General features: G+C 67.4%; 17 protein-coding genes. 9 read left to right on the forward strand and 8 right to left on the reverse strand.

The features are described 5' to 3' along the window. Window positions 1-6: 6 nt before the first annotated feature. Together sdhC and M673_RS01440 are read right to left on the reverse strand one after the other, a co-directional pair. A complete protein-coding gene (gene sdhC / locus M673_RS01435; RefSeq protein WP_061973032.1) occupies window positions 7-396 on the reverse strand; it encodes a succinate dehydrogenase, cytochrome b556 subunit in 390 nt (129 codons plus the stop codon). A gap of 241 nt (window positions 397-637) precedes the next feature. Beyond that, entirely contained in the window at window positions 638-1,108 is a 471-nt protein-coding gene (locus tag M673_RS01440) for a GNAT family N-acetyltransferase (protein WP_061973033.1), read from the reverse strand. A gap of 250 nt (window positions 1,109-1,358) precedes the next feature. Here M673_RS01440 and M673_RS01445 point away from each other — a divergent pair, with 250 nt between their 5' ends. Continuing rightward, window positions 1,359-2,543 (forward strand): GGDEF domain-containing protein, encoded by a 1,185-nt coding sequence (locus M673_RS01445; RefSeq protein WP_061973035.1) that lies wholly within the window; start codon window positions 1,359-1,361, stop codon window positions 2,541-2,543. Window positions 2,544-2,635: 92 nt separating this feature from the next. Here the strand turns inward: M673_RS01445 and leuC are convergent, their stop codons facing one another. The 5 genes from leuC to rplS form a co-directional block, all read right to left on the reverse strand. Next, a complete protein-coding gene (leuC, locus tag M673_RS01450) occupies window positions 2,636-4,051 on the reverse strand; it encodes a 3-isopropylmalate dehydratase large subunit (RefSeq protein WP_061973036.1) in 1,416 nt (471 codons plus the stop codon). Window positions 4,052-4,497: 446 nt separating this feature from the next. After that, window positions 4,498-5,583, reverse strand: coding sequence for a type I restriction endonuclease (locus M673_RS01455; RefSeq protein ID WP_061973038.1), 1,086 nt, complete (start codon window positions 5,581-5,583; stop codon window positions 4,498-4,500). 177 nt (window positions 5,584-5,760) lie between these two features. Beyond that, window positions 5,761-6,819, reverse strand: a complete 1,059-nt coding sequence (locus tag M673_RS01460) for a bile acid:sodium symporter family protein (RefSeq protein WP_061973040.1) — start codon at window positions 6,817-6,819, stop codon at window positions 5,761-5,763. A 171-nt stretch (window positions 6,820-6,990) separates the two neighbouring features. Beyond that, window positions 6,991-7,809: a class I SAM-dependent methyltransferase gene (locus M673_RS01465; protein WP_061973041.1), complete on the reverse strand. Its 819-nt coding sequence runs from the start codon at window positions 7,807-7,809 to the stop codon at window positions 6,991-6,993. Window positions 7,810-7,892: 83 nt separating this feature from the next. Continuing rightward, on the reverse strand, window positions 7,893-8,351 hold the full coding sequence (gene rplS, locus M673_RS01470; RefSeq protein ID WP_061973043.1) for a 50S ribosomal protein L19: 459 nt from the start codon (window positions 8,349-8,351) through the stop codon (window positions 7,893-7,895). Between the two features lie 400 nt (window positions 8,352-8,751). On the opposite strand from rplS, the gene M673_RS01475 reads away from it, so the two are divergent. From M673_RS01475 to M673_RS01510, 8 genes are all read left to right on the forward strand, one after another. Beyond that, window positions 8,752-9,513: a sulfite exporter TauE/SafE family protein gene (locus M673_RS01475; protein ID WP_061973045.1), complete on the forward strand. Its 762-nt coding sequence runs from the start codon at window positions 8,752-8,754 to the stop codon at window positions 9,511-9,513. A gap of 94 nt (window positions 9,514-9,607) precedes the next feature. Beyond that, complete coding sequence (locus M673_RS01480) at window positions 9,608-9,982, forward strand: VOC family protein (RefSeq protein WP_061973046.1); 375 nt, start codon at window positions 9,608-9,610, stop codon at window positions 9,980-9,982. A 122-nt stretch (window positions 9,983-10,104) separates the two neighbouring features. Beyond that, window positions 10,105-10,995 (forward strand): diaminopimelate epimerase, encoded by an 891-nt coding sequence (dapF, locus tag M673_RS01485; protein ID WP_061973048.1) that lies wholly within the window; start codon window positions 10,105-10,107, stop codon window positions 10,993-10,995. Further along, window positions 10,992-12,320, forward strand: a complete 1,329-nt coding sequence (gene mtaB / locus M673_RS01490) for a tRNA (N(6)-L-threonylcarbamoyladenosine(37)-C(2))-methylthiotransferase MtaB (protein ID WP_061973049.1) — start codon at window positions 10,992-10,994, stop codon at window positions 12,318-12,320. Before dapF ends, mtaB begins: the two co-directional genes overlap by 4 nt. A gap of 22 nt (window positions 12,321-12,342) precedes the next feature. Continuing rightward, window positions 12,343-12,621 carry a hypothetical protein gene (locus M673_RS01495; protein WP_061973051.1) on the forward strand — a complete coding sequence of 93 codons (279 nt, stop codon included), beginning with the start codon at window positions 12,343-12,345 and terminating at the stop codon, window positions 12,619-12,621. An 86-nt stretch (window positions 12,622-12,707) separates the two neighbouring features. Then, window positions 12,708-14,372, forward strand: coding sequence for a signal recognition particle-docking protein FtsY (gene ftsY / locus M673_RS24815; RefSeq protein WP_082639114.1), 1,665 nt, complete (start codon window positions 12,708-12,710; stop codon window positions 14,370-14,372). 48 nt (window positions 14,373-14,420) lie between these two features. After that, window positions 14,421-15,104: a septation protein A gene (locus M673_RS01505; RefSeq protein ID WP_061973052.1), complete on the forward strand. Its 684-nt coding sequence runs from the start codon at window positions 14,421-14,423 to the stop codon at window positions 15,102-15,104. A gap of 82 nt (window positions 15,105-15,186) precedes the next feature. After that, window positions 15,187-16,050, forward strand: coding sequence for a tellurite resistance TerB family protein (locus M673_RS01510; protein WP_061973054.1), 864 nt, complete (start codon window positions 15,187-15,189; stop codon window positions 16,048-16,050). 358 nt (window positions 16,051-16,408) lie between these two features. Here the strand turns inward: M673_RS01510 and M673_RS01515 are convergent, their stop codons facing one another. Beyond that, entirely contained in the window at window positions 16,409-17,014 is a 606-nt protein-coding gene (locus tag M673_RS01515) for an NUDIX hydrolase (protein WP_244493187.1), read from the reverse strand. Window positions 17,015-17,743 lie beyond the last annotated feature (729 nt).

Raw genomic sequence — 17,743 nt, forward strand, 5'->3', positions numbered from 1 at the left:
TCTCCTTCAGAAGATGGCGACGACGAGCCACAACAGAACCGTCCCAACCAGGGAGGCGATGAGCGTGGCGATGGCGAAGCGGGTGGATTCCTCGCGGCCGAGGCCGGTTCCGGTGTCCCAGATCAGGTGGCGGATGCCGCCGGCGGCGTGGTGCAGGAGGGCCCAGCTGTAGCCGAACAGGATCAGCCGGCCGAAGATCGAGCCGAAGAAGGCCGAGGCATGGCCGAAGGCCGCCTCGCCGCTCGCCGCCGCCAGGAGCCACCAGACCACGAGCGCCGTGCCGAAATACAGGGCGCCGCCGGTGATGCGATGGAGGATCGACATCGCCATGGTCGGACGGAAGCGATACACCGAAAGGTGCGGCGACAAGGGTCGGTTGGATTGGATCTTGGACAAGAACGACTCCTGAAGCAGTCGCGAAGGGTTGCGGTCGCGAATCGGTTCGGCCGCGGGCGGCGGCTCGCCGTCCCCAGCGTCTGGAGAATTTCTAAAAGCCCCTTCGCCGTGCGAAATCAAGCCGCAAGGCCAAGGTTTCGGCACCGGGCGCGATCCAAACCGATTATATGACGCCGCCTCGGCCGGCCTGCGACGCGGGGGCGCAGAGCGTGGGGGCGCGGGGCGCTTGCGGCCGGATGCCCTATCGGTCGAGGAAGCGGATGACGTAGCTCGACCAGTCGGCCGGCTCGGCGACCTTCTCGTAGAGATGGCGGCCCGAGCCGCCATGGCGCGGCGCATGGAGGACGAGGCGCGACCAGCCGCGCCCGTCGGCCTCCTCGGCCAGAACGTCCACCATCGCCTTGGCGATGCCCTTGCGGCGGTGGCGCTGGTCCACGAACACATGATCGGCCATGCCGGCGCGCATCCCGGTCCAGGGATCGGGCAGGTCGTAGAACACGAGAAAGCCGACCAGCGCCCCGTCCACCCGTGCGCCCAGAATCTCGCCCGTGCGATCCTGCAGGAGCTGCTCGGCATAGAACGTGTCGGGCGCGCCGGGCGCGCCGCGAAACATGGCCTGGTTGTAGGCCGAGAGCAGGGGCGCGAGATCGCGCGCGTCCTTCAGCCTGAGAAGGCCGATCTCGACATCGGGAAGGGGCTCGCTGGCGCTCATGTCCCTGGTGTGCGGCGGATCGCCAGGCGGGTCAAGGCGCTTATCCCGCGCCCCAGCCGCAAACCATCGGTAGCCCAGGCCCACCCATGAAACCGCCTCTTGAAGAATCGCCTCCGGCGCCCAGCGGACTCCAATTCGTTAACGCGTCGACAACCATCCGTGCCGCAGATTGCCGGGACGACGCCCGATTCTCTGCCGGCGATAGGCCGTGCGCTGCGACTCTGGCTCCCGATCCGAGGGGTGAGGTTTCATGCAGGCGGATATTCTGGCCTGGGCGGTTCCCGCCACCTTTCTGCTGTTCGGAATCGCGTTCGCAGCCCTCGGGCGGTTCGGACCGGGCCTCTATGCCTGGAGCGGTTGCTTCTCGCTCGCGGCGCTCGCCTACGGAATGACCGTCATCCCCGCCGGGGAAGGCGCGATCGTCAAGCCACTCTTCGAGGACTCCTTGTTTCTCTTCGCCCTGACGGGAGCCAATCTCGCGCTGGCCTCGCGCGCCGGTCGCCGGCCGCGCTACGCCCTTCTGGCGGGCACGATCGCGGCGAGCCTTTTCTGCGCCTTCCTGGCGCTGTTCCTGTCGGGCAGCGCGCAGTTCGAGATTTTCTCCATCCAGGCCGGCTGCGCGGTCCTGATGCTGCTGGCGGCGGGCACCATGGCGGGCCTCTCGAAGCGCTGGATCGACCGGGCGCTGTTCTGGCTCTGCGTTCTCGTCGCCGCGAGCCTCAGCCTGCAGAACCTCGCCTTCCTGTCCTCGCCGCTCGACCAGCCGATGACGGTGACGAACTGGCGCGACTCGCCTTGGGCCTTCGTGTTCCAGCTGAGCGGTGCGGTGACCGGCGTCCTCATGGCTTTCACCGTTCTGGTGGCGATCGGCATGGACCTGATCGAGCATCACCGCCTTTCCTCCGACGTGGACGCGCTGACGCTCGTGCTCAACCGGCGCGGCTTCGAGCGGCGGGTCGCCGAGCTGCGCCGCGCCGCCCATGGCTCGGCCCCCGACGCCCTGGTCCTGGCCGATCTCGACTTCTTCAAGCAGATCAACGACCGGCACGGGCACGAGGCGGGAGACGCCGTGATCTGTGGCTTCGCCGCCCTTCTGGAGCGCATGGTGGGGAATCGAGGCTGCGTCTGCCGCTTCGGCGGCGAGGAGTTCGCGGTGTTCCTGCGCGCCTGCGATCTCTCCGAAGCGCAGACCCTCGCTCTCCGGCTGCAGACCGCCCTGCGCGCCGTCCGCTGGCCCTTCGATCTCGCGCAGCTTTCCGTCACCGCCAGCTTCGGCGTCGTGGCCGTTGCCGCCGGCGAGCGCCTGTGGGACGCGGCGGGCCGCGCCGACACGCTGCTCTATGTCGCCAAATCCCACGGGCGCGACCGCGTGGTGGGCGATGCGATCGCCAGCGCCCCGGCGATCCGCCCCGCCGCGCGGCTGCTGATGGGCTGACGCGAAAACGGGGCGCCCGCCTCTCGGCTGCGCCCCGCTCCCATCTGTTCCTGTAAGCGTCGCGACGAGAGCCTCGCCCCGCCGCGCTCGCCTTACTTCCACTCGCGAATATCGACGAAGCGTCCGGTGACGGCGGCGGCTGCCGCCATGGCCGGCGAGACGAGATGGGTGCGGCCCTTGAAGCCCTGGCGCCCCTCGAAATTGCGGTTCGAGGTCGAGGCGCAGCGCTCGTGCGGCTTCAGCCGGTCCTCGTTCATGCCGAGGCACATGGAGCAGCCCGGCTCGCGCCAGTCGAAGCCGGCCTCCAGGAACACCTTATCCAGCCCCTCTTCCTCGGCCTGGATCTTCACGAGCCCCGAGCCCGGCACGATCATGGCCGAGACGCCGTCCGCCACCTTGCGCCCTTCCACGACCTTGGCCACGGCCCGCAAGTCTTCGATGCGGCCATTGGTGCAGGAGCCGATGAAGACGCGGTCGATCGTGATGTCGGTCATCCGCGTGCCGGGCTGGAGGCCCATATAGTCGAGCGCGCGGCGCTTGGTGTCGCGCTTGGCCTCGTCCTCGATCTCGTCGGGGTTCGGCACCACGCCGTCCACCGCCACGACATCCTCCGGCGAGGAGCCCCAGGAGACGATCGGCGGCAGGTTGGCCGCGTCGAGCCGCACGATCTTGTCGAAATGCGCGCCCTCGTCCGTGTGCAGCGTCTTCCAGTAGGCCACGGCCTGCTCGAGGGCTTCACCCTGCGGCGCGCGCGGGCGGCCCTCGATATAGCGGAAGGTCGTCTCGTCGGCCGCGATCAGGCCCGCCCGAGCCCCGCCTTCGATCGACATGTTGCAGATCGTCATCCGGCCTTCCATCGACAGGGCGCGGATCGCCTCGCCGGCATATTCGATGACGTAGCCCGTGCCGCCCGCCGTGCCGATCTGGCCGATGATGGCGAGGATGATGTCCTTGGCGGTCACGCCCGCGGGCAGGGTCCCGTCCACTTTGACGAGCATGTTCTTGGCCTTCTGTTGGATCAGCGTCTGCGTGGCAAGCACGTGCTCGACCTCCGAGGTGCCGATGCCGTGTGCCAGGGCCCCGAACGCGCCGTGGGTCGAGGTGTGCGAGTCGCCGCAGACGATCGTCATGCCCGGCAGGGTGAAGCCCTGCTCCGGCCCGATGATGTGGACGATGCCCTGCCGCTTGTCGATCTCGTTGAAATACTCGACCCCGAACTCGGCCGCGTTCTTGGCCAGCGTCTCGACCTGAATGCGGCTTTCCTCGTTGTGGATGCCGCCGCGCCGGTCGTAGGTCGGCACGTTGTGGTCCACCACCGCCAGCGTGCGCGAGGGATGGCGCACCTTGCGCCCGGCCACGCGCAGGCCCTCGAAGGCCTGCGGGCTCGTCACCTCGTGCACGAGATGGCGGTCGATATAGAGAAGGCTGCCGCCGTTCTCGTCGGTCGAGATCAGGTGGTCGTCCCAGATCTTGTCGTAGAGCGTGCGGGGTTTTGCGGTCTGGCTCATGGGCTTTCGCGTCTTCAAAAGGCGGTTCGGCCTCACAGGGCCGCCGCGCCGGATAGAATCGAACAAGCGGAAAAACAGAGGGCGCCGCCGACGGCGCGCGGGCTTCAGCGCGTAAGCAGAACGGCCGAAATCTGCCGGTAAAAAAAGCGCCCGGGCATGCGCGCGCGATCCTCCACCGGGGAGAACCCCAGCGTGGTCGGCAGACGGCCCATGGATATCGCGCTCTTTCGCATCGTTCCAAAATACGCCCCCACGCCCGCGTGCGCAATGCCTGATGCGGCGGTGAGCGCAGAGCGGGGCTGCCGCCCCGAGCCCCGCTCAACGGGCGAGCCACAGGTCTCGCCCGTCCTTCGGACGGAATGACGTCCCGAACCCTTCCTTTCTTTCGAGGCTCCTCCGCTTCGCCGCAGGGACAGGACGCTAATTCGAACCGCGTATCGGAGCGATCATTCCAGGGTCTCGGCAGGCATGTCTTTAACGGCGCCGGTTGCATACGCCTTGGCCGTCGCCCTGATCTGGTCGCTGTAGTCGTAGATATGGTCGAGGGTTTCGATCCGATATTTCTTTTCTTCCTTGCCCTCGAAGATACCGACATACTTGATGGATCGGTTGAACCAGAGCCGCACGAGTGGCCTTCGGTTGTTGTTGTCGACCAGCACGGCGCAGTAGCTCTTCTGGTCCCGCATGGCGATCCGGGATGCCGGTATGACTTCTCGTGCGATGGCCCGCACGATCATGAAGCCTTCCTTCTCCTCCTCGGTCGTGACGATTTCGTCCTCGTCTACGGGCTTCGCGACCTCGACCGGCTCCATCTCCACGACGTTGGTCGTCGCAAGGGCAGACGTGATGCGAGATTGGACCATATCCCGCATCATCTCGCGCCAAGCATTCTTGACCATAGGAGCGAACTGCTCTCGGATTGCTGCCGTAAAGCGCCCCTCGTAGACATCGGCGATGGCCATGCGAACGAACTCTTCCGTCGGATCGTCCATCAGTTCGACTATCTTTTTCTTGATGCCAGACGTGTATTTCAGTCGATGCGCGGACTGCAGAACCCCATCGACGTCGAACCCGTCCTTCGCGAACTTGGTTAGTTCGGGCAGGAGCGCGACGTTCAATTCGGCAAGGTCGAACGTCAGGAATGGCTTGTCGTCAAGCTTGTTCGGCGCTTCCAAATCCGTGTGGAAGTGAAAGGTCCGTCCGTTCGTGAGGATCGCGAATTTCGCATCGGTCACCGAGAAGTACCGGTAGAGCTGGGCGAGATGGACCTTGTCGAGATTGGTGGTTAGCGGCTTGCACTCGATCAGGATTCGAATGTTACCATCGATCTTGATCGCGTAGTCGACCTTCTCCCCCTTCTTTCCGACCGCATCGGCAGTGAATTCCGGGATGACCTCGGAGGGATCGAATACATCGTAGCCGAGAGCATTCAGGAATGGCAGAACGATCGAAGTCTTGACGGCTTCTTCTGTCAGCATCGAACTCGAATGGTTCTTGATGCGATCGCTCAACGCCTTCAATTTGTCATCCATGTCCTTCTCTCCTCCCGATTCGTGACCCAACTCTAGGTCTCAATCGTAGGTCGTGAAAGAGCCTCCTCGATTGCAGTGTCGTGAAAAGAATCCGGGAGGAACATCATCCCTCCCGGGGGGCTTTTCCTTTGGGGTCGTGCCCAAATGCACGGGAGCTGGAGGCCGTGCCATGCCCGATCAGGGGTTGGTCGTGGCGGCCGCGCGGTCCACGCTGTCGCGCTCCTCGGCCGCCGCTTCCGCCACGCTCGGGGGCGGGACGGCGCGGGTCTGGCGAGCATAGCGCTGGGCGAGCGCAGCGCAGGCGAAGAGCTGGATCTGGTGGAACAGCATGAGCGGCAGCACCACCAGCGCCATGGCGTGCCCCGCGAAGAGAATGCCGGCCATGGGAATGCCGGTCGCCATGCTCTTCTTGGAGCCGCAGAAGACGATGGCGATCTCGTCCTGCTTGTTGAAGCCGAGCTTGCGGGCCAGAAGCGTCGTGATCGACAGGGCGACGGCGAGGATCGCGACGTCGAACAGGACGACGATCAGAAGCTGCTGCCAGCCGAGGCTCAACCAGACGCCGGCCACCACGCCCTCCGAGAAGGCGGCATAGACCACGAGCAGGATGGAGCCGCGATCCACCACCACCGTCACCGGCTTGTGGCGGGCGAGCCAGCCGCCGATCAGCGGCCGGGCGATCTGCCCGGCGACGAAGGGCGCCAGGATCTGCAGCGCGATCTTCTCGATCGAATCGAAGGAAAACGCGCCCGCCCCGCCGCCGCTGGCCAGCAGGAGAACCAGCGCGGGCGTGACGACGACGCCCAGCATGTTGGACACGGAGGCGCTGGTCAGCGCGGCCGGCACATTGCCGCCGGCGATCGAGGTGAAGGCGATCGAGGACTGCACCGTGGACGGGAGCAGCGTGAGATAGAACAGGCCGAGCGCCAGCTCCGCCGGCAGGACGCGGCCGGCCAGCGGCGCAACGAGTAGGCCGATCAGCGGAAACAGCGCGAAGGTCGAGAGGAAGACGAAGCCCTGCAACCGCCAATGGAGAAGGCCGGCCCAGACGGCCTGGGGGGACAGGCGCGCGCCGTAGAGAAAGAACAGGAGCGCGATGGCGCCGTAGGTGATCCAGTCGAAGGCCTCCGCCACCTCCCCGCGCGCGGGCAGCACGGCGGCGATCGCCACGGTGGCGATCAGCATGAGGAGGAAACGGTCGACGGGAATGCGCCGAAGGCGGGAACGGAGACTCATGATACGCGCATCCTTGTGGTCGCGGCGTGTGGCGGCCCCTTGTTGGAGGCCGCCTCGATGGGGTCAAGGCAACTGGAGCGCCCGACGGATTTCAGGGGGTCGGCTGGCCTCGTTCGATGTGAACCTCGCCGCGACGAGACTTTCCCGCCGCCCTGTTGGCCGGATGTCTTGTCAGGCGCTCCTGGTCGCGCCGATCGAGAAGCTGAGCGGCATGCGGGGCAGGCCGGGCGGCAGGACGAAGAGATCGACGCCCACCTCGATCATCTCGGGAAACGCGCGCCAGGCGATCCGCTCGTGCTCGTTGAGGAAGTCGATCCGCAAGCCCGCCTGGATCAGCGCGGTGACGATGTCGCCGATCGGGTGGATCCACTCGTAGTTTCGCGTCTGCGTCAGCGGCCGGGCGTCGCCGGTGTAGGTCTGCGTCTCGTCGAAGGCGAGCGGCTGCGCCTTGGGGGTCCGGTGGTCGTAGGTGATCGCCGGGCGCCCGTCGCGCCATTCGCACTGGTTGAGAAGCGGATGGCCTTCCAGGAGATAGAGCCGCCCGCCGGGGCGCAGCACGGCGGCCACGACCTCGGCCCAGCCCCGGATGTCGGGCAGCCAGTTGATGGCGCCCCAGGTGACGAAGGCGAGGTCGTATTGCGCGCCAAGCGCGTTCGGCGCGTCGTAAAGCGAGCTTTCCACGAAGCGCGCCTCCGTCCCCGCCTTGGTGGCGAAGGTGCGGGCGGCCTTCAGCGCGTCGGGCGAGAAGTCGAGCCCGGTGACGGAGCGCGCGCCCAGATGCTTCAGCGACAGCGTGTCCAGCCCGATATGGCACTGGAGATGCACGACATCGAGCCCGCCGAGCGCCCCGATCTCCTCGGCCTCGATCGCATGGAGGGAGGAGCCGCCGGCGAGGACCTGGGCGATGCGGTAGGAGCCGGTCGTGTCGCTGGCGTGCAGGCGCGCCCGCTCGTTCCAGTTGGCGAGATTGGCGTCGAAATAGGCGTCCATGACGCGTCTCCTTCGGATCGGCCAAAACGCGAAAGGGCGGCTCGAAGGCCGCCCTTTGCAAAGACTTCGAAAGCGAGGATGCCTTACTCGGCAGAGGCCTTCTTCGCAACCTTGGCGGCTTCCTTGGCGGCGCGCTCGTCGGCGGCGACCGCGCGGGCGTCGTCGTTCAGCTTGCGGGCGCGCACGTTGGTGGCCTCGACGATACGGGCCGACTTACCGCGACGATCGCGCAGGTAGTAGAGCTTGGCGCGACGCACGCGGCCACGGCGCACGACCTCGACCGACTCCAGCTGCGGCGAGTAGACCGGGAAAACGCGCTCGACGCCTTCGCCGTAGGAGATCTTGCGGACGGTGAAGCTCTCCTGGAAGCCGGCGCCCGAACGCGCGATGCACACGCCTTCATAGGCCTGCACGCGGGTGCGGGTGCCTTCCGTGACGCGCACGTTGACGCGCAGCGTGTCACCCGGCGAGAAGGCCGGAAGCGTACGGATGGCGGCGATGCGGGCGGCTTCTTGGGCGTCGAGTTCAGCGATGATATTCATGGCATTGGCCTCATCTTCGTTACATGCCGGTTGCCCGGTCATGGCCGTTTGAAACGGTCAAGTTTTTCTGAGGAAAACGAGGCGCCTATAGCCGCTAAACGGCTTATTGTCTAGGTGGACCGAACCATTTTGTCGCCCCCACTTGGTTCGGCGCGCGCCTCCGTGCCCCCTCTTTCCCGCGATCGGGCTCTCGCTTAGAGACTGTTTGACAACTCGGCGGAGGGCCGTGGGGTGATTTTTCGACGTTCGCGAGGCGCCAAACTTGAGTGATGCCGGCGGCATCGGCGAGGATTGGCAACGAAGCGACGGCGGAAAAGCGCCGACGGACCGACCCGACCGAGTTGTCAAACAGTCTCTAGAAACCGCTTGTCCCGCCTCCTCTCCCCTTTCCGCGTGCGCCATGTCCCTTCTCGAAGCCGTTCTCCTTTTCCTGTCCGGCTTCTTCGCGGGCGCGATCAACGCCGTGGCGGGCGGTGGCACGTTTCTGACCTTCGGTGCCATGACGCTGGGCGGCGTTTCGCCGATCTCGGCCAATGCCACGTCCTCGATCGTGCAGTTCCCCGGCTATGTCACCTCGACGCTGGCCTATTGGAGCGACATCAAGCGGATGTGGCGCGGCGCGCTCGTGCTCGCCCTCGTCTCGGTGCTCGGCTCGCTCGGCGGGGCGCTGATTCTCCTCTCGCTCGACAATCCGCAGTTCCAAAGCCTCGTGCCCTGGCTGCTGGTGGCGGCCACCGCGCTGTTTGCCGCCGGCCCCTGGCTGACGCCACGGAGGCCGCATCAGGAGGACGCGCGGCAGGGCCGCAGCCTCGCCAGCCCCTTCCTCCAGTTCTTCACCGCGATCTATGGCGGCTTCTTCGGCGCGGGCATGGGCATCATGATGCTGGCGACGCTCGGGCTGACCGAAAGCGGCGACTATCACCGGCTGAACGCTCTGAAGAACATGCTGGCGACGGTGATCGCGCTGGTCGCCATCGCGGTGTTCGTTTCGGGCGGCGTGGTGGCCTGGCTGCATGCCGCTCTCATGGCGCCGGGCGTCGCGCTCGGCGGCTGGTGCGGCGTCTGGGCGGCGCGGCGCCTGCCGCAAGGCGTGGTGCGCGGCGTGGTGATCGCCGTCGGCCTCGCGCTCGCGGCCTACTACTTTCACCGCAACGCGTCGTGAGCGCCTCAGCGCCATGTGGCAAACCCGCTGCTGACAGAAACTGACAGCAGCCGGGCGTAGACCCTGCCTCGTCAAACCGACGAGGAATTTTCCCATGCTGACCGCCTCCAACATCCTTCTCTATGTCGCCGATCCGGCCGCGAGCGCCGCCTTCTACGAGCGCCTGCTCGGCCGGGCGCCGGTGGAACTCAGCCCAACCTTCGCGCTCCTGCCGCTCACCTCCGGTCTCATGCTGGGTCTGTGGAAGCGGGGCGGCGTCGAGCCCGCGCCCGAAAGCGCGCCGGGCGGGGCGGAGATCGGCTTCAAGCTCGCGGACAACGCGGCGGTGGACGCCGCCTTCGCCGAGTGGCGGGACAAGGGCGCCGAGATCGCCCTGCCGCCCACCGATCTCGACTTCGGCCGATCCTTCGTGGCGCTCGACCCCGACGGGCATCGCCTGCGCCTCTACGCGCTCGGCGAGGAGATGTAAGGCGCGCGGGAGTTCGTGGGGGAACTGGCCGCCCGCCCCGGCGAGGCCGGGGCGGGTAGCATTGGCCCGGCGTTCTTGCCATATAGGCGAAAAACGCCGCTCCGCTCCGGTTCCAAGACGCCATGGCCTATTCGATTCCCTTCGCCCGCATGAACGGGCTCGGCAACGAGATCCTCGTCGCGGACCTGCGCGGGCAATCGGCGCGCATCACGCCCGAAGCCGCGCGCGCGCTGGCCGCGCGGGCGGAAACGCATTTCGACCAGATCATGGCGATCCACGATCCCATATCCGCCGGCACCTTCGCCTATGTCCGTATCCTCAACTCTGATGGCACGGAAGCGGGCGCCTGCGGCAACGGCACGCGCTGCGTGGTGCAGGCGCTCAGCGCGGAGACCGGGCAGCGCGACTTCCTGTTCGAGACCAAGGCGGGGCTGATCGAAGCCTTCGAGCGCGAGGACGGGCTGCTCACCGTCGACATGGGCAAGCCGCGCTTCGACTGGCAGTCGATCCCGCTTTCGGAGGAGTTCGCCGACACGCGGGCCATCGAATTGCAGATCGGGCCGATCGACGCGCCGATCCTTCATTCGCCCTCCGTCGCCTCCATGGGCAATCCGCACGCGATCTTCTGGGTGAAGGACGATGTCTGGTCCTACGCGCTCGACCGGTTCGGGCCGATTCTGGAGCACCATCCGCTGTTTCCAGACCGCGCCAACATCTCCCTCGCGGAGGTGACCGGCCCGGAATCCCTGCGCATCCGCACCTGGGAGCGCGGCGCGGGGCTGACGCGCGCCTGCGGCTCGGCGGCCTGCGCGGCCGCCGTCTCGGCCGCGCGCACCGGCCGCACCGGGCGCGGCGTCACCGTCACCGTGCCCGGCGGCGATCTCCGGATCGAGTGGCGGAGCGACGACCACGTTCTGATGACCGGCCCGGCGGAATGGGAATGGAGCGGCACGCTCGACCCCGCGACGGGCGCCTTCGCCCGCGACGAGGCGCCCGCCGAGGTGATGCCATGAGCGGCGGCGAAAAGCCGAGCCTCGATATGACGGGCGGCGGGATCGAGGTCATTTCCTTCGGCTGCCGGCTCAACACGTTCGAGGCGGAGGTAATGAAGCGCGAGGCGGGCGCGGCAGGGCTCGGCGCGGACGGCCAGCCGGCCATCATCATCAACACCTGCGCCGTCACCGCCGAGGCCGTGCGCCAGGCGCGCCAGAGCGTGCGCCGCGCCCGGCGCGACAATCCGAACGCGCGCATCGTCGTCACCGGCTGCGCCGCGCAGACGCAAGGGGCAAGCTTCGCCGCCATGGCGGAAGTCGATGCCGTGATCGGCAACGAGGAAAAGCTTCGCGCCGAGAGCTACCGCGCCCTGCCTGATTTCGGCGTCGCGGCGGCGGAGAAGATCCGCGTCAACGACATCATGAGCGTGCGCGAGACGGCGGGCCACATGGTGGACGCGATCGAGGGCCGGGCCCGCGCCATCGTCCAGGTCCAGAACGGCTGCGACCATCGCTGCACCTTCTGCATCATCCCCTTCGGCCGGGGCAATTCGCGCTCCGTGCCCATGGGCGCGGCGGTGGAACAGGTGAAGCGCCTCGTCGGCAACGGCTATGGCGAGGTGGTTCTGTCGGGCGTCGACATGACGAGCTGGGGCGCCGACCTGCCGGGGAACCCACGCCTCGGCACGCTGGTCCAGAGCCTGCTTCGCCATGTGCCGGACCTTCAGCGCCTGCGCCTGTCCTCGATCGATTCAGTGGAGGCCGACGAGGCGCTGGTGGAGGCGATCGCCTGCGAGCCGCGCGTCATGCCGCATCTGCACCTGTCGCTGCAGGCCGGCGACAACATGATCCTGAAGCGCATGAAGCGCCGCCATTCGCGGGAAGACTCCATCCGCTTCTGCCACGAGCTGCGCCAAGCGCGGCCCGACATGGTCTTCGGCGCCGATCTCATCGCCGGTTTTCCGACCGAGACGGACGCGATGTTCGAGAACACGCTGGCTCTCGTGGAGGAATGCGGCCTCACCCATCTCCACGTCTTCCCCTTCTCGCCGCGCGAGGGAACGCCCGCCGCGCGGATGCCGCAGCTGCCCAAAGCCGTCGGCAAGGCGCGCGCCGCCCGGCTGCGCGCGGCGGGGGACGCGGCCTATCGCCGGCACCTCCAGCGCTCGGTCGGACGCCCGGCGCGGGTGCTGATCGAGCGCGAGGGATTGGGCCGCACGGAAGACTTCACCGTGACCGAACTGCACAGCGGCCTCCCCGGCGAGGTCGTGGACGCTACCATTACAGGCGAGACGGGCGAGCGCCTGCTCGCCGTCCCCTCCTCGGCCGCCCGCGCGGCGGCCTGACATCGATCGGACTCCAAGCATCATGGCCGAGAACAAGGGTTTTTTCCGTCGTCTCTTCTCCTTCGGAGCGAAGGAGGAGGATCGCACCCAGCATGAGGGCGGCCTTGCCCGCACGCAGGACACGACCGCCGCACGGCCGGACGCGACGGCGCCCGAGATTCATCAGCCCGCCGCCGCTTCCACCGACACGGACGCCGAAGCCGGCGCCTCCGCCGCCGAGCCGGCGGGCGGCGGCATCACGCCGCTGGTCAGCCGCGATGACGACGCCTCCGGCGTCGCGGCTGAAAAAAAAACTCCGTAACTGACCGGGAAGAGGGTCCGGCCCCCATCGAGGCCGGCCTCGTCTCGCCCGCCGATCACGCTGAGGCGCCTGCTCGCCTGATCGAGATGCCGACATCCGAAGCTCGGGCCGAAACCGAAGCGCGCGCCTTCGAGCCGCCGCAGGCCCCGGTCGAGCCGGTCGCCCCCGCTGCTTCCGTCGCCTTCGAACCTCCGACCATCCGCACGGTCGAGCCCGAGCCGGCTCCCGCGCCTGCCGCCATCGAGTCGCCCGCCCCCGTCTCTTCCCACGCCGTCGACGCCCCGGACGCGCCGAGCGAGTCGCTCGCCTTCCTCGACGAAGCCCGCCCGCCGGCCGCCGAGCCGGAGGCCGACTTCTCCTGGCTCGAAGGCGACCGCGACCCATCTGACGATGCCGACGCCGAGATCGAGCCCGCCGCGCTGGACCCGGCCGAGGCGGCGATCCTGGCCGGAGACGGCGGCACGGTGGCCGAGGCGCAGCCGCCCGTCGATCCGCTGGCGCCGATCGAGGCCCTGCCGCCCGCCGAAACTCTGCCCCTTTCCGAGACCGCGCCCCTTTCCGAGATCGACAGCGAGGAAACGCACGACGAGTTCGCCTGGCTCGACGCCCCGCTGCCGCCCGAGGAGCCGGAAGACACGGCCACTCCGTCCGCCGGCGGTTCCGACGCGCCGGATCGCGCCGATGTCGCCCTGGCGCCGGGCGTCGGCGCGCTGGGCGGCATCGCCGCTTCGCCGCTCTCGCCCGCGCGCCAGGCGACCGATGGCGAAGGCTGGGCGCTGCGCGAACGCGAGCGCGGCCCCGATCTCGGAGCCCCGCCCGAATCCCGCAAGCCCTTCTTCCAGCGGCTGCGCGAAGGTCTCGCCCGCTCCTCCTCGCAGCTTTCCGGGCAGATCACCGCGCTTTTCACCAAGCGCCGGCTGGACGAGCAGACGCTGCAGGAGTTCGAGGACGTCCTGATCCAGGCCGATCTCGGCGTCGAGACCGCGATGCGCATCACCGACCGCCTGTCGGACGGGCGCTTTGGCAAGGAAATCTCCGGCGAGGCCGTGCGCCAGATCCTGGCCGACGAGGTGGAGCGCGTGCTCGCCCCCGTCGCCAAGCCGCTGGAACTCGACCTCGAGGTGAAGCCGCATGTCATTCTCGTGGTCGGCGTCAACGGCACGGGCAAGACCACGACGATCGGCAAGCTCGCGGCGAAACTCACGCGCGGCGGGCTGACCGTGACGCTCGGCGCGGGCGACACGTTCCGCGCGGCGGCGGTGGAACAGCTCAAGATCTGGGGCGAGCGCACCGGCTCCACCGTCGTCTCCAAGCCGATCGGCGCGGACGCGGCGGGCCTTGCCTTCGAGGCCTATGACGAGGCGGTCGCCAACGGTTCGGACGTGCTCATCATCGACACGGCGGGCCGGCTGCAGAACCGGACCGAGCTGATGGACGAGCTCGCCAAGATCGTGCGCGTCCTCCAGAAGCGCGACCCCGACGCGCCGCACACCGTGCTCCAGACGCTGGACGCCACGACCGGGCAGAACGCGCTGAACCAGGTCGAGATCTTCCGCAACGTGGCGGGCGTCAACGGCCTCGTCATGACCAAGCTCGACGGCACGGCGCGCGGCGGCATCCTCGTCGCCATCGCGGCCAAGCACAAGCTGCCGGTCTTCTTCGTCGGCGTCGGCGAGGGGGTGGACGATCTCGAGCCCTTCAAGGCGCGCGACTTCGCCGACGCCATTGCCGGGCGCGCCGGCACCGCCTGAATTTCGCCGCCTCGCCGCCCGACACCATCCCCGAAAGGGAACCGCTCGATGTCCTCCGATCCCATCCTCGAAAAAGCCCCGAACACGCCGGGGCGGCGCGAGATGAACCCGCTCGTCAAGTTCGCGCTCGAACTCGGGCCGCTCGTCGTCTTCTTCTTCGCCAACAATCGGGGCGAGGCGATCGTGCGCGCTTTTCCCGCGCTTGGCGAACTCGGCGGCCCGCTCTTCGTCGCCACCGCACTGTTCATGGCGGCGACGCTGATCGCGCTTCTCGTCTCCTGGATCATGGTGCGCACCCTGCCGATCATGCCCATCGTATCGGGCGCGGTGGTGCTGGTCTTCGGCTCGCTGACGCTCTGGCTGCAGGACGAGGTCTTCATCAAGATGAAGCCGACCATCGTCAACGCGCTGTTCGCCGCCGTGCTGCTCGGCGGCCTGTTCTTCGGCAAGTCGCTGCTTGGCTATGTCTTCGATCAGGCCTTCAAGCTCGACGACGAGGGCTGGCGCAAGCTGACGCTGCGCTGGGGCCTGTTCTTCGTCTTCCTCGCCATTCTCAACGAGGTGGTCTGGCGTGGCGCAGAAAGGTATTATGGAAAAGGCCCAAGCGCAGATGATTTCTGGGTCGCTTTCAAGGTCTGGGGGACGATGCCCATCACCATGATCTTTATGGTTTTCCAATTTCCGCTTTTGAAACGCCACGCGACCGAACCGCTCTTCGACAAGAAACCGTGATCGCGCGCCGGGCCACCAGTGGTTGGCCCGGCCCCCGCCCCGTCCCAAATGGAGGCTCCAGGCCCATTTGGAGACACGCGGCATGATCGACGCACAGAAGCTTCTCGACCAGTTTCTCGGCACCGGGCGCGGCGCGCAGGGCGGCGGAGCTTTTCCCACCGGCGGTACGGGCCGCGCCTCCACGGGCGAAACCTTGCAGGACGGCCTCGGCAAGCTCCTGTCCGGCGCGCTGGGCGGCACGGGCGCGCGCTCGGGCGGCGGCATCGGCGATCTCGCCGCCAGCGTGCTTTCGGGCGGCCGGGGCAGCGGCGGCTTCGCCGGCAAGGCGATCGGCGGCGCGTTGGCCGGCGGCCTCGTCTCGCAGTTGCTGCGACGCGGCGGCGGCAAGGGCATGAAGAGCTTCGGCGGCTCGGCCGTGAAGCTCGGCGGCCTCGCCCTGATCGCGGGCCTCGGTTACAAGGCCTATACGAACTGGCAGGCGCAGAACCAGGCGAGCCTCGCCGCCGGCCAGGCCGGGCCGATCCGCCCCATCGCGCCCAGCGAAATCCCCGAGACCAGCAATCCCAGCTTCCATCCGACCGGTTCGGAAGCGCAGGACCGCGCCCAGCTTCTGCTCTCCGCCATGATCGCGGCGGCCAAGGCCGACGGCACGATCGACGCGGAGGAAGAGCGCCGCATCTTCGGCCGGCTGGAAGATCTCGATCTCGACGCCGAGGAGAAGCGCCTGCTCATGCAGGAAATTCACCAGCCGCTCTCGGTGGACGAGTTGGTGCGCCGTGCCCCGTCGCAGGAAGCGGCGGTCGAGGTCTACACGGCCTCGCTGCTCGCGATCGACCCAGACCTGCCGGCCGAGCGCGCCTATCTCGACCTTCTCGCCGCCCGGCTCAATCTCCCCGCCGAACTCGTCGCCGAAATCCGGCGCACGGCCGAAGACGCCAGCGCCTGAGCACTAGCAGGCAGCACGACATTCGACATCAAGCCCTGAGCGGCCAGCCGCTTGGGGCATTTCGCCCCAGGATTTGCGACGCTGCATTTTTAGCGTCGGATGCGAGGGGATACCCTACCCGTTTGGGCCGATGCATCTCGCCAAGCAGCCTCTGCCGGCGCCCAACCTCTTAACAAAAGTTTCACGTGAAACAGGGCGGCTCAGGGCGCCTGACGTATCCTCCGAGGGGATGACCAAAGGGATTCTGTTCGGTGGCGAAGCGGGGCTGTCATAATGCTCCGTGCCTGAGCCCAACATCCGCGACAAAGTTCCCAGCGAGAAGACCGGCCGACTGATCCCGCGAGGTCCTGCGGCGGCTCTAAAGCGACTCGTCGCCCATCATCCGCCCGTCCGGCATTTGTTCGCCTGTCTCGCCGTCCGGATTGCCGAATGGCACGGGCGACGCGCCGGCTTCCGCCTCGGCATCGTGGCGCAGAGCCCAGTGGACGGAGGGAAAGGCCAACTCGTCCCAGGGAATGTCTTCGGGGCGAACGAGCTTGAGTTCCAGGCTTTCCGGCCCCGCCGCCAAGGCGGGATCGACGAGCCGCGCGCGGTAGATCAGCTGCACCTGGCTGATGCGCGGTACGGAATAGACCGCGAGCAGGCGCGAAATGGCGATGCGCGCGCCGGCCTCTTCGAACGCCTCGCGCCGGGCGCCGGCATCGGGCGTCTCGTTCAGTTCGAGATAGCCGGCCGGAATGGTCCACCGCCCGCGTCCCGGCTCGATCGCGCGTCGGCACAGGAGAATGCGGTCCTCGAACCGCACCACCGACCCCACCACGATCTTCGGATTTTCATAGGCGACGAAGCCGCAATGGTCGCAGACGCGGCGCGGCAGCGAATCGTCTTCGGGCGTGCGGAGCGAGAAGGAAGGCGCGAGATCGGTCATCCGGAAGGAGATGGAGGCCGCGAGCCGTTCGGCCATGGGCGGGCGAGGCGGCGCGCATGATGTAAGCGTTCCATCTCTCACAGGCTTCCAGCCGAAAGCCAGAAGCGGAATGAGGCGAACGTGGTTTCCAGTAGAGAGAAGGGAGTCCTCCCACCTTGTTCGAGATCCACACGACACATGCTTGAGGGAACCGGGCTGAAGATTTCCTTGCCCACCAGAAGCGACACGCAATCGATGCCAAGGCGCCGAACCAAGCCTTCGCGAGACATGAGGTTGGAAGAAGCTCCGGCCAGTCGATTCCGAGGAGTTCGTCCCGCGTTCCGAGAGATCACGCATTCCGCGATCGATCGGTCAGACCTTGCTTGTCCTCTGCGCGGCGAGCTTTGTCCCACGATAGCGGTTGCGAGTCAGCAGCCGACAGTCAGAGAGCAGAAACGGAACGGAACCGAAACGACCTGTGAGTTATCCAGCAGCGGCGCTCTCGGCGGGGCTGTACGGTTCCCGGCCGATCTGGTGCAGGGAGCCCAGCGACGAGCCACTTGGCCGACCCTTACGCCGTCCATGTCCGCCGCGCCCAGAGTCCCAAAGACCTAAGCAACGGAGCTCGCTGGAAAGCGTAGCTGAGCCGATCCCACGCGCTCACGCGCCCGTCACAAAGGGAAAACCCAGTCGCGTTCCTCCGTGGCTTCATCGCGCGAGTGTACTGGTAAGGCTCCGCCCATCGGCATCGATGGTTACCGACCTGCACCGATATCCACCAATCAC

Origin of the sequence: Aureimonas sp. AU20 (genome assembly GCF_001442755.1) — a bacterium.
Classification (GTDB): domain Bacteria; phylum Pseudomonadota; class Alphaproteobacteria; order Rhizobiales; family Rhizobiaceae; genus Aureimonas.

Coding starts and splice junctions, on each gene's coding strand:
- M673_RS01440 (WP_061973033.1), bottom strand. CDS start 1,108: ATGAGCGCCAGCGAGCCCCTTCCCGATGTCGAGATCGGCCTTCTCAGG.
- M673_RS01445 (WP_061973035.1), top strand. CDS start 1,359: ATGCAGGCGGATATTCTGGCCTGGGCGGTTCCCGCCACCTTTCTGCTG.
- leuC (WP_061973036.1), bottom strand. CDS start 4,051: ATGAGCCAGACCGCAAAACCCCGCACGCTCTACGACAAGATCTGGGAC.
- M673_RS01455 (WP_061973038.1), bottom strand. CDS start 5,583: ATGGATGACAAATTGAAGGCGTTGAGCGATCGCATCAAGAACCATTCG.
- M673_RS01460 (WP_061973040.1), bottom strand. CDS start 6,819: ATGAGTCTCCGTTCCCGCCTTCGGCGCATTCCCGTCGACCGTTTCCTC.
- M673_RS01465 (WP_061973041.1), bottom strand. CDS start 7,809: ATGGACGCCTATTTCGACGCCAATCTCGCCAACTGGAACGAGCGGGCG.
- rplS (WP_061973043.1), bottom strand. CDS start 8,351: ATGAATATCATCGCTGAACTCGACGCCCAAGAAGCCGCCCGCATCGCC.
- M673_RS01475 (WP_061973045.1), top strand. CDS start 8,752: ATGTCCCTTCTCGAAGCCGTTCTCCTTTTCCTGTCCGGCTTCTTCGCG.
- M673_RS01480 (WP_061973046.1), top strand. CDS start 9,608: ATGCTGACCGCCTCCAACATCCTTCTCTATGTCGCCGATCCGGCCGCG.
- dapF (WP_061973048.1), top strand. CDS start 10,105: ATGGCCTATTCGATTCCCTTCGCCCGCATGAACGGGCTCGGCAACGAG.
- mtaB (WP_061973049.1), top strand. CDS start 10,992: ATGAGCGGCGGCGAAAAGCCGAGCCTCGATATGACGGGCGGCGGGATC.
- M673_RS01495 (WP_061973051.1), top strand. CDS start 12,343: ATGGCCGAGAACAAGGGTTTTTTCCGTCGTCTCTTCTCCTTCGGAGCG.
- ftsY (WP_082639114.1), top strand. CDS start 12,708: ATGCCGACATCCGAAGCTCGGGCCGAAACCGAAGCGCGCGCCTTCGAG.
- M673_RS01505 (WP_061973052.1), top strand. CDS start 14,421: ATGTCCTCCGATCCCATCCTCGAAAAAGCCCCGAACACGCCGGGGCGG.
- M673_RS01510 (WP_061973054.1), top strand. CDS start 15,187: ATGATCGACGCACAGAAGCTTCTCGACCAGTTTCTCGGCACCGGGCGC.
- M673_RS01515 (WP_244493187.1), bottom strand. CDS start 17,014: ATGGCCGAACGGCTCGCGGCCTCCATCTCCTTCCGGATGACCGATCTC.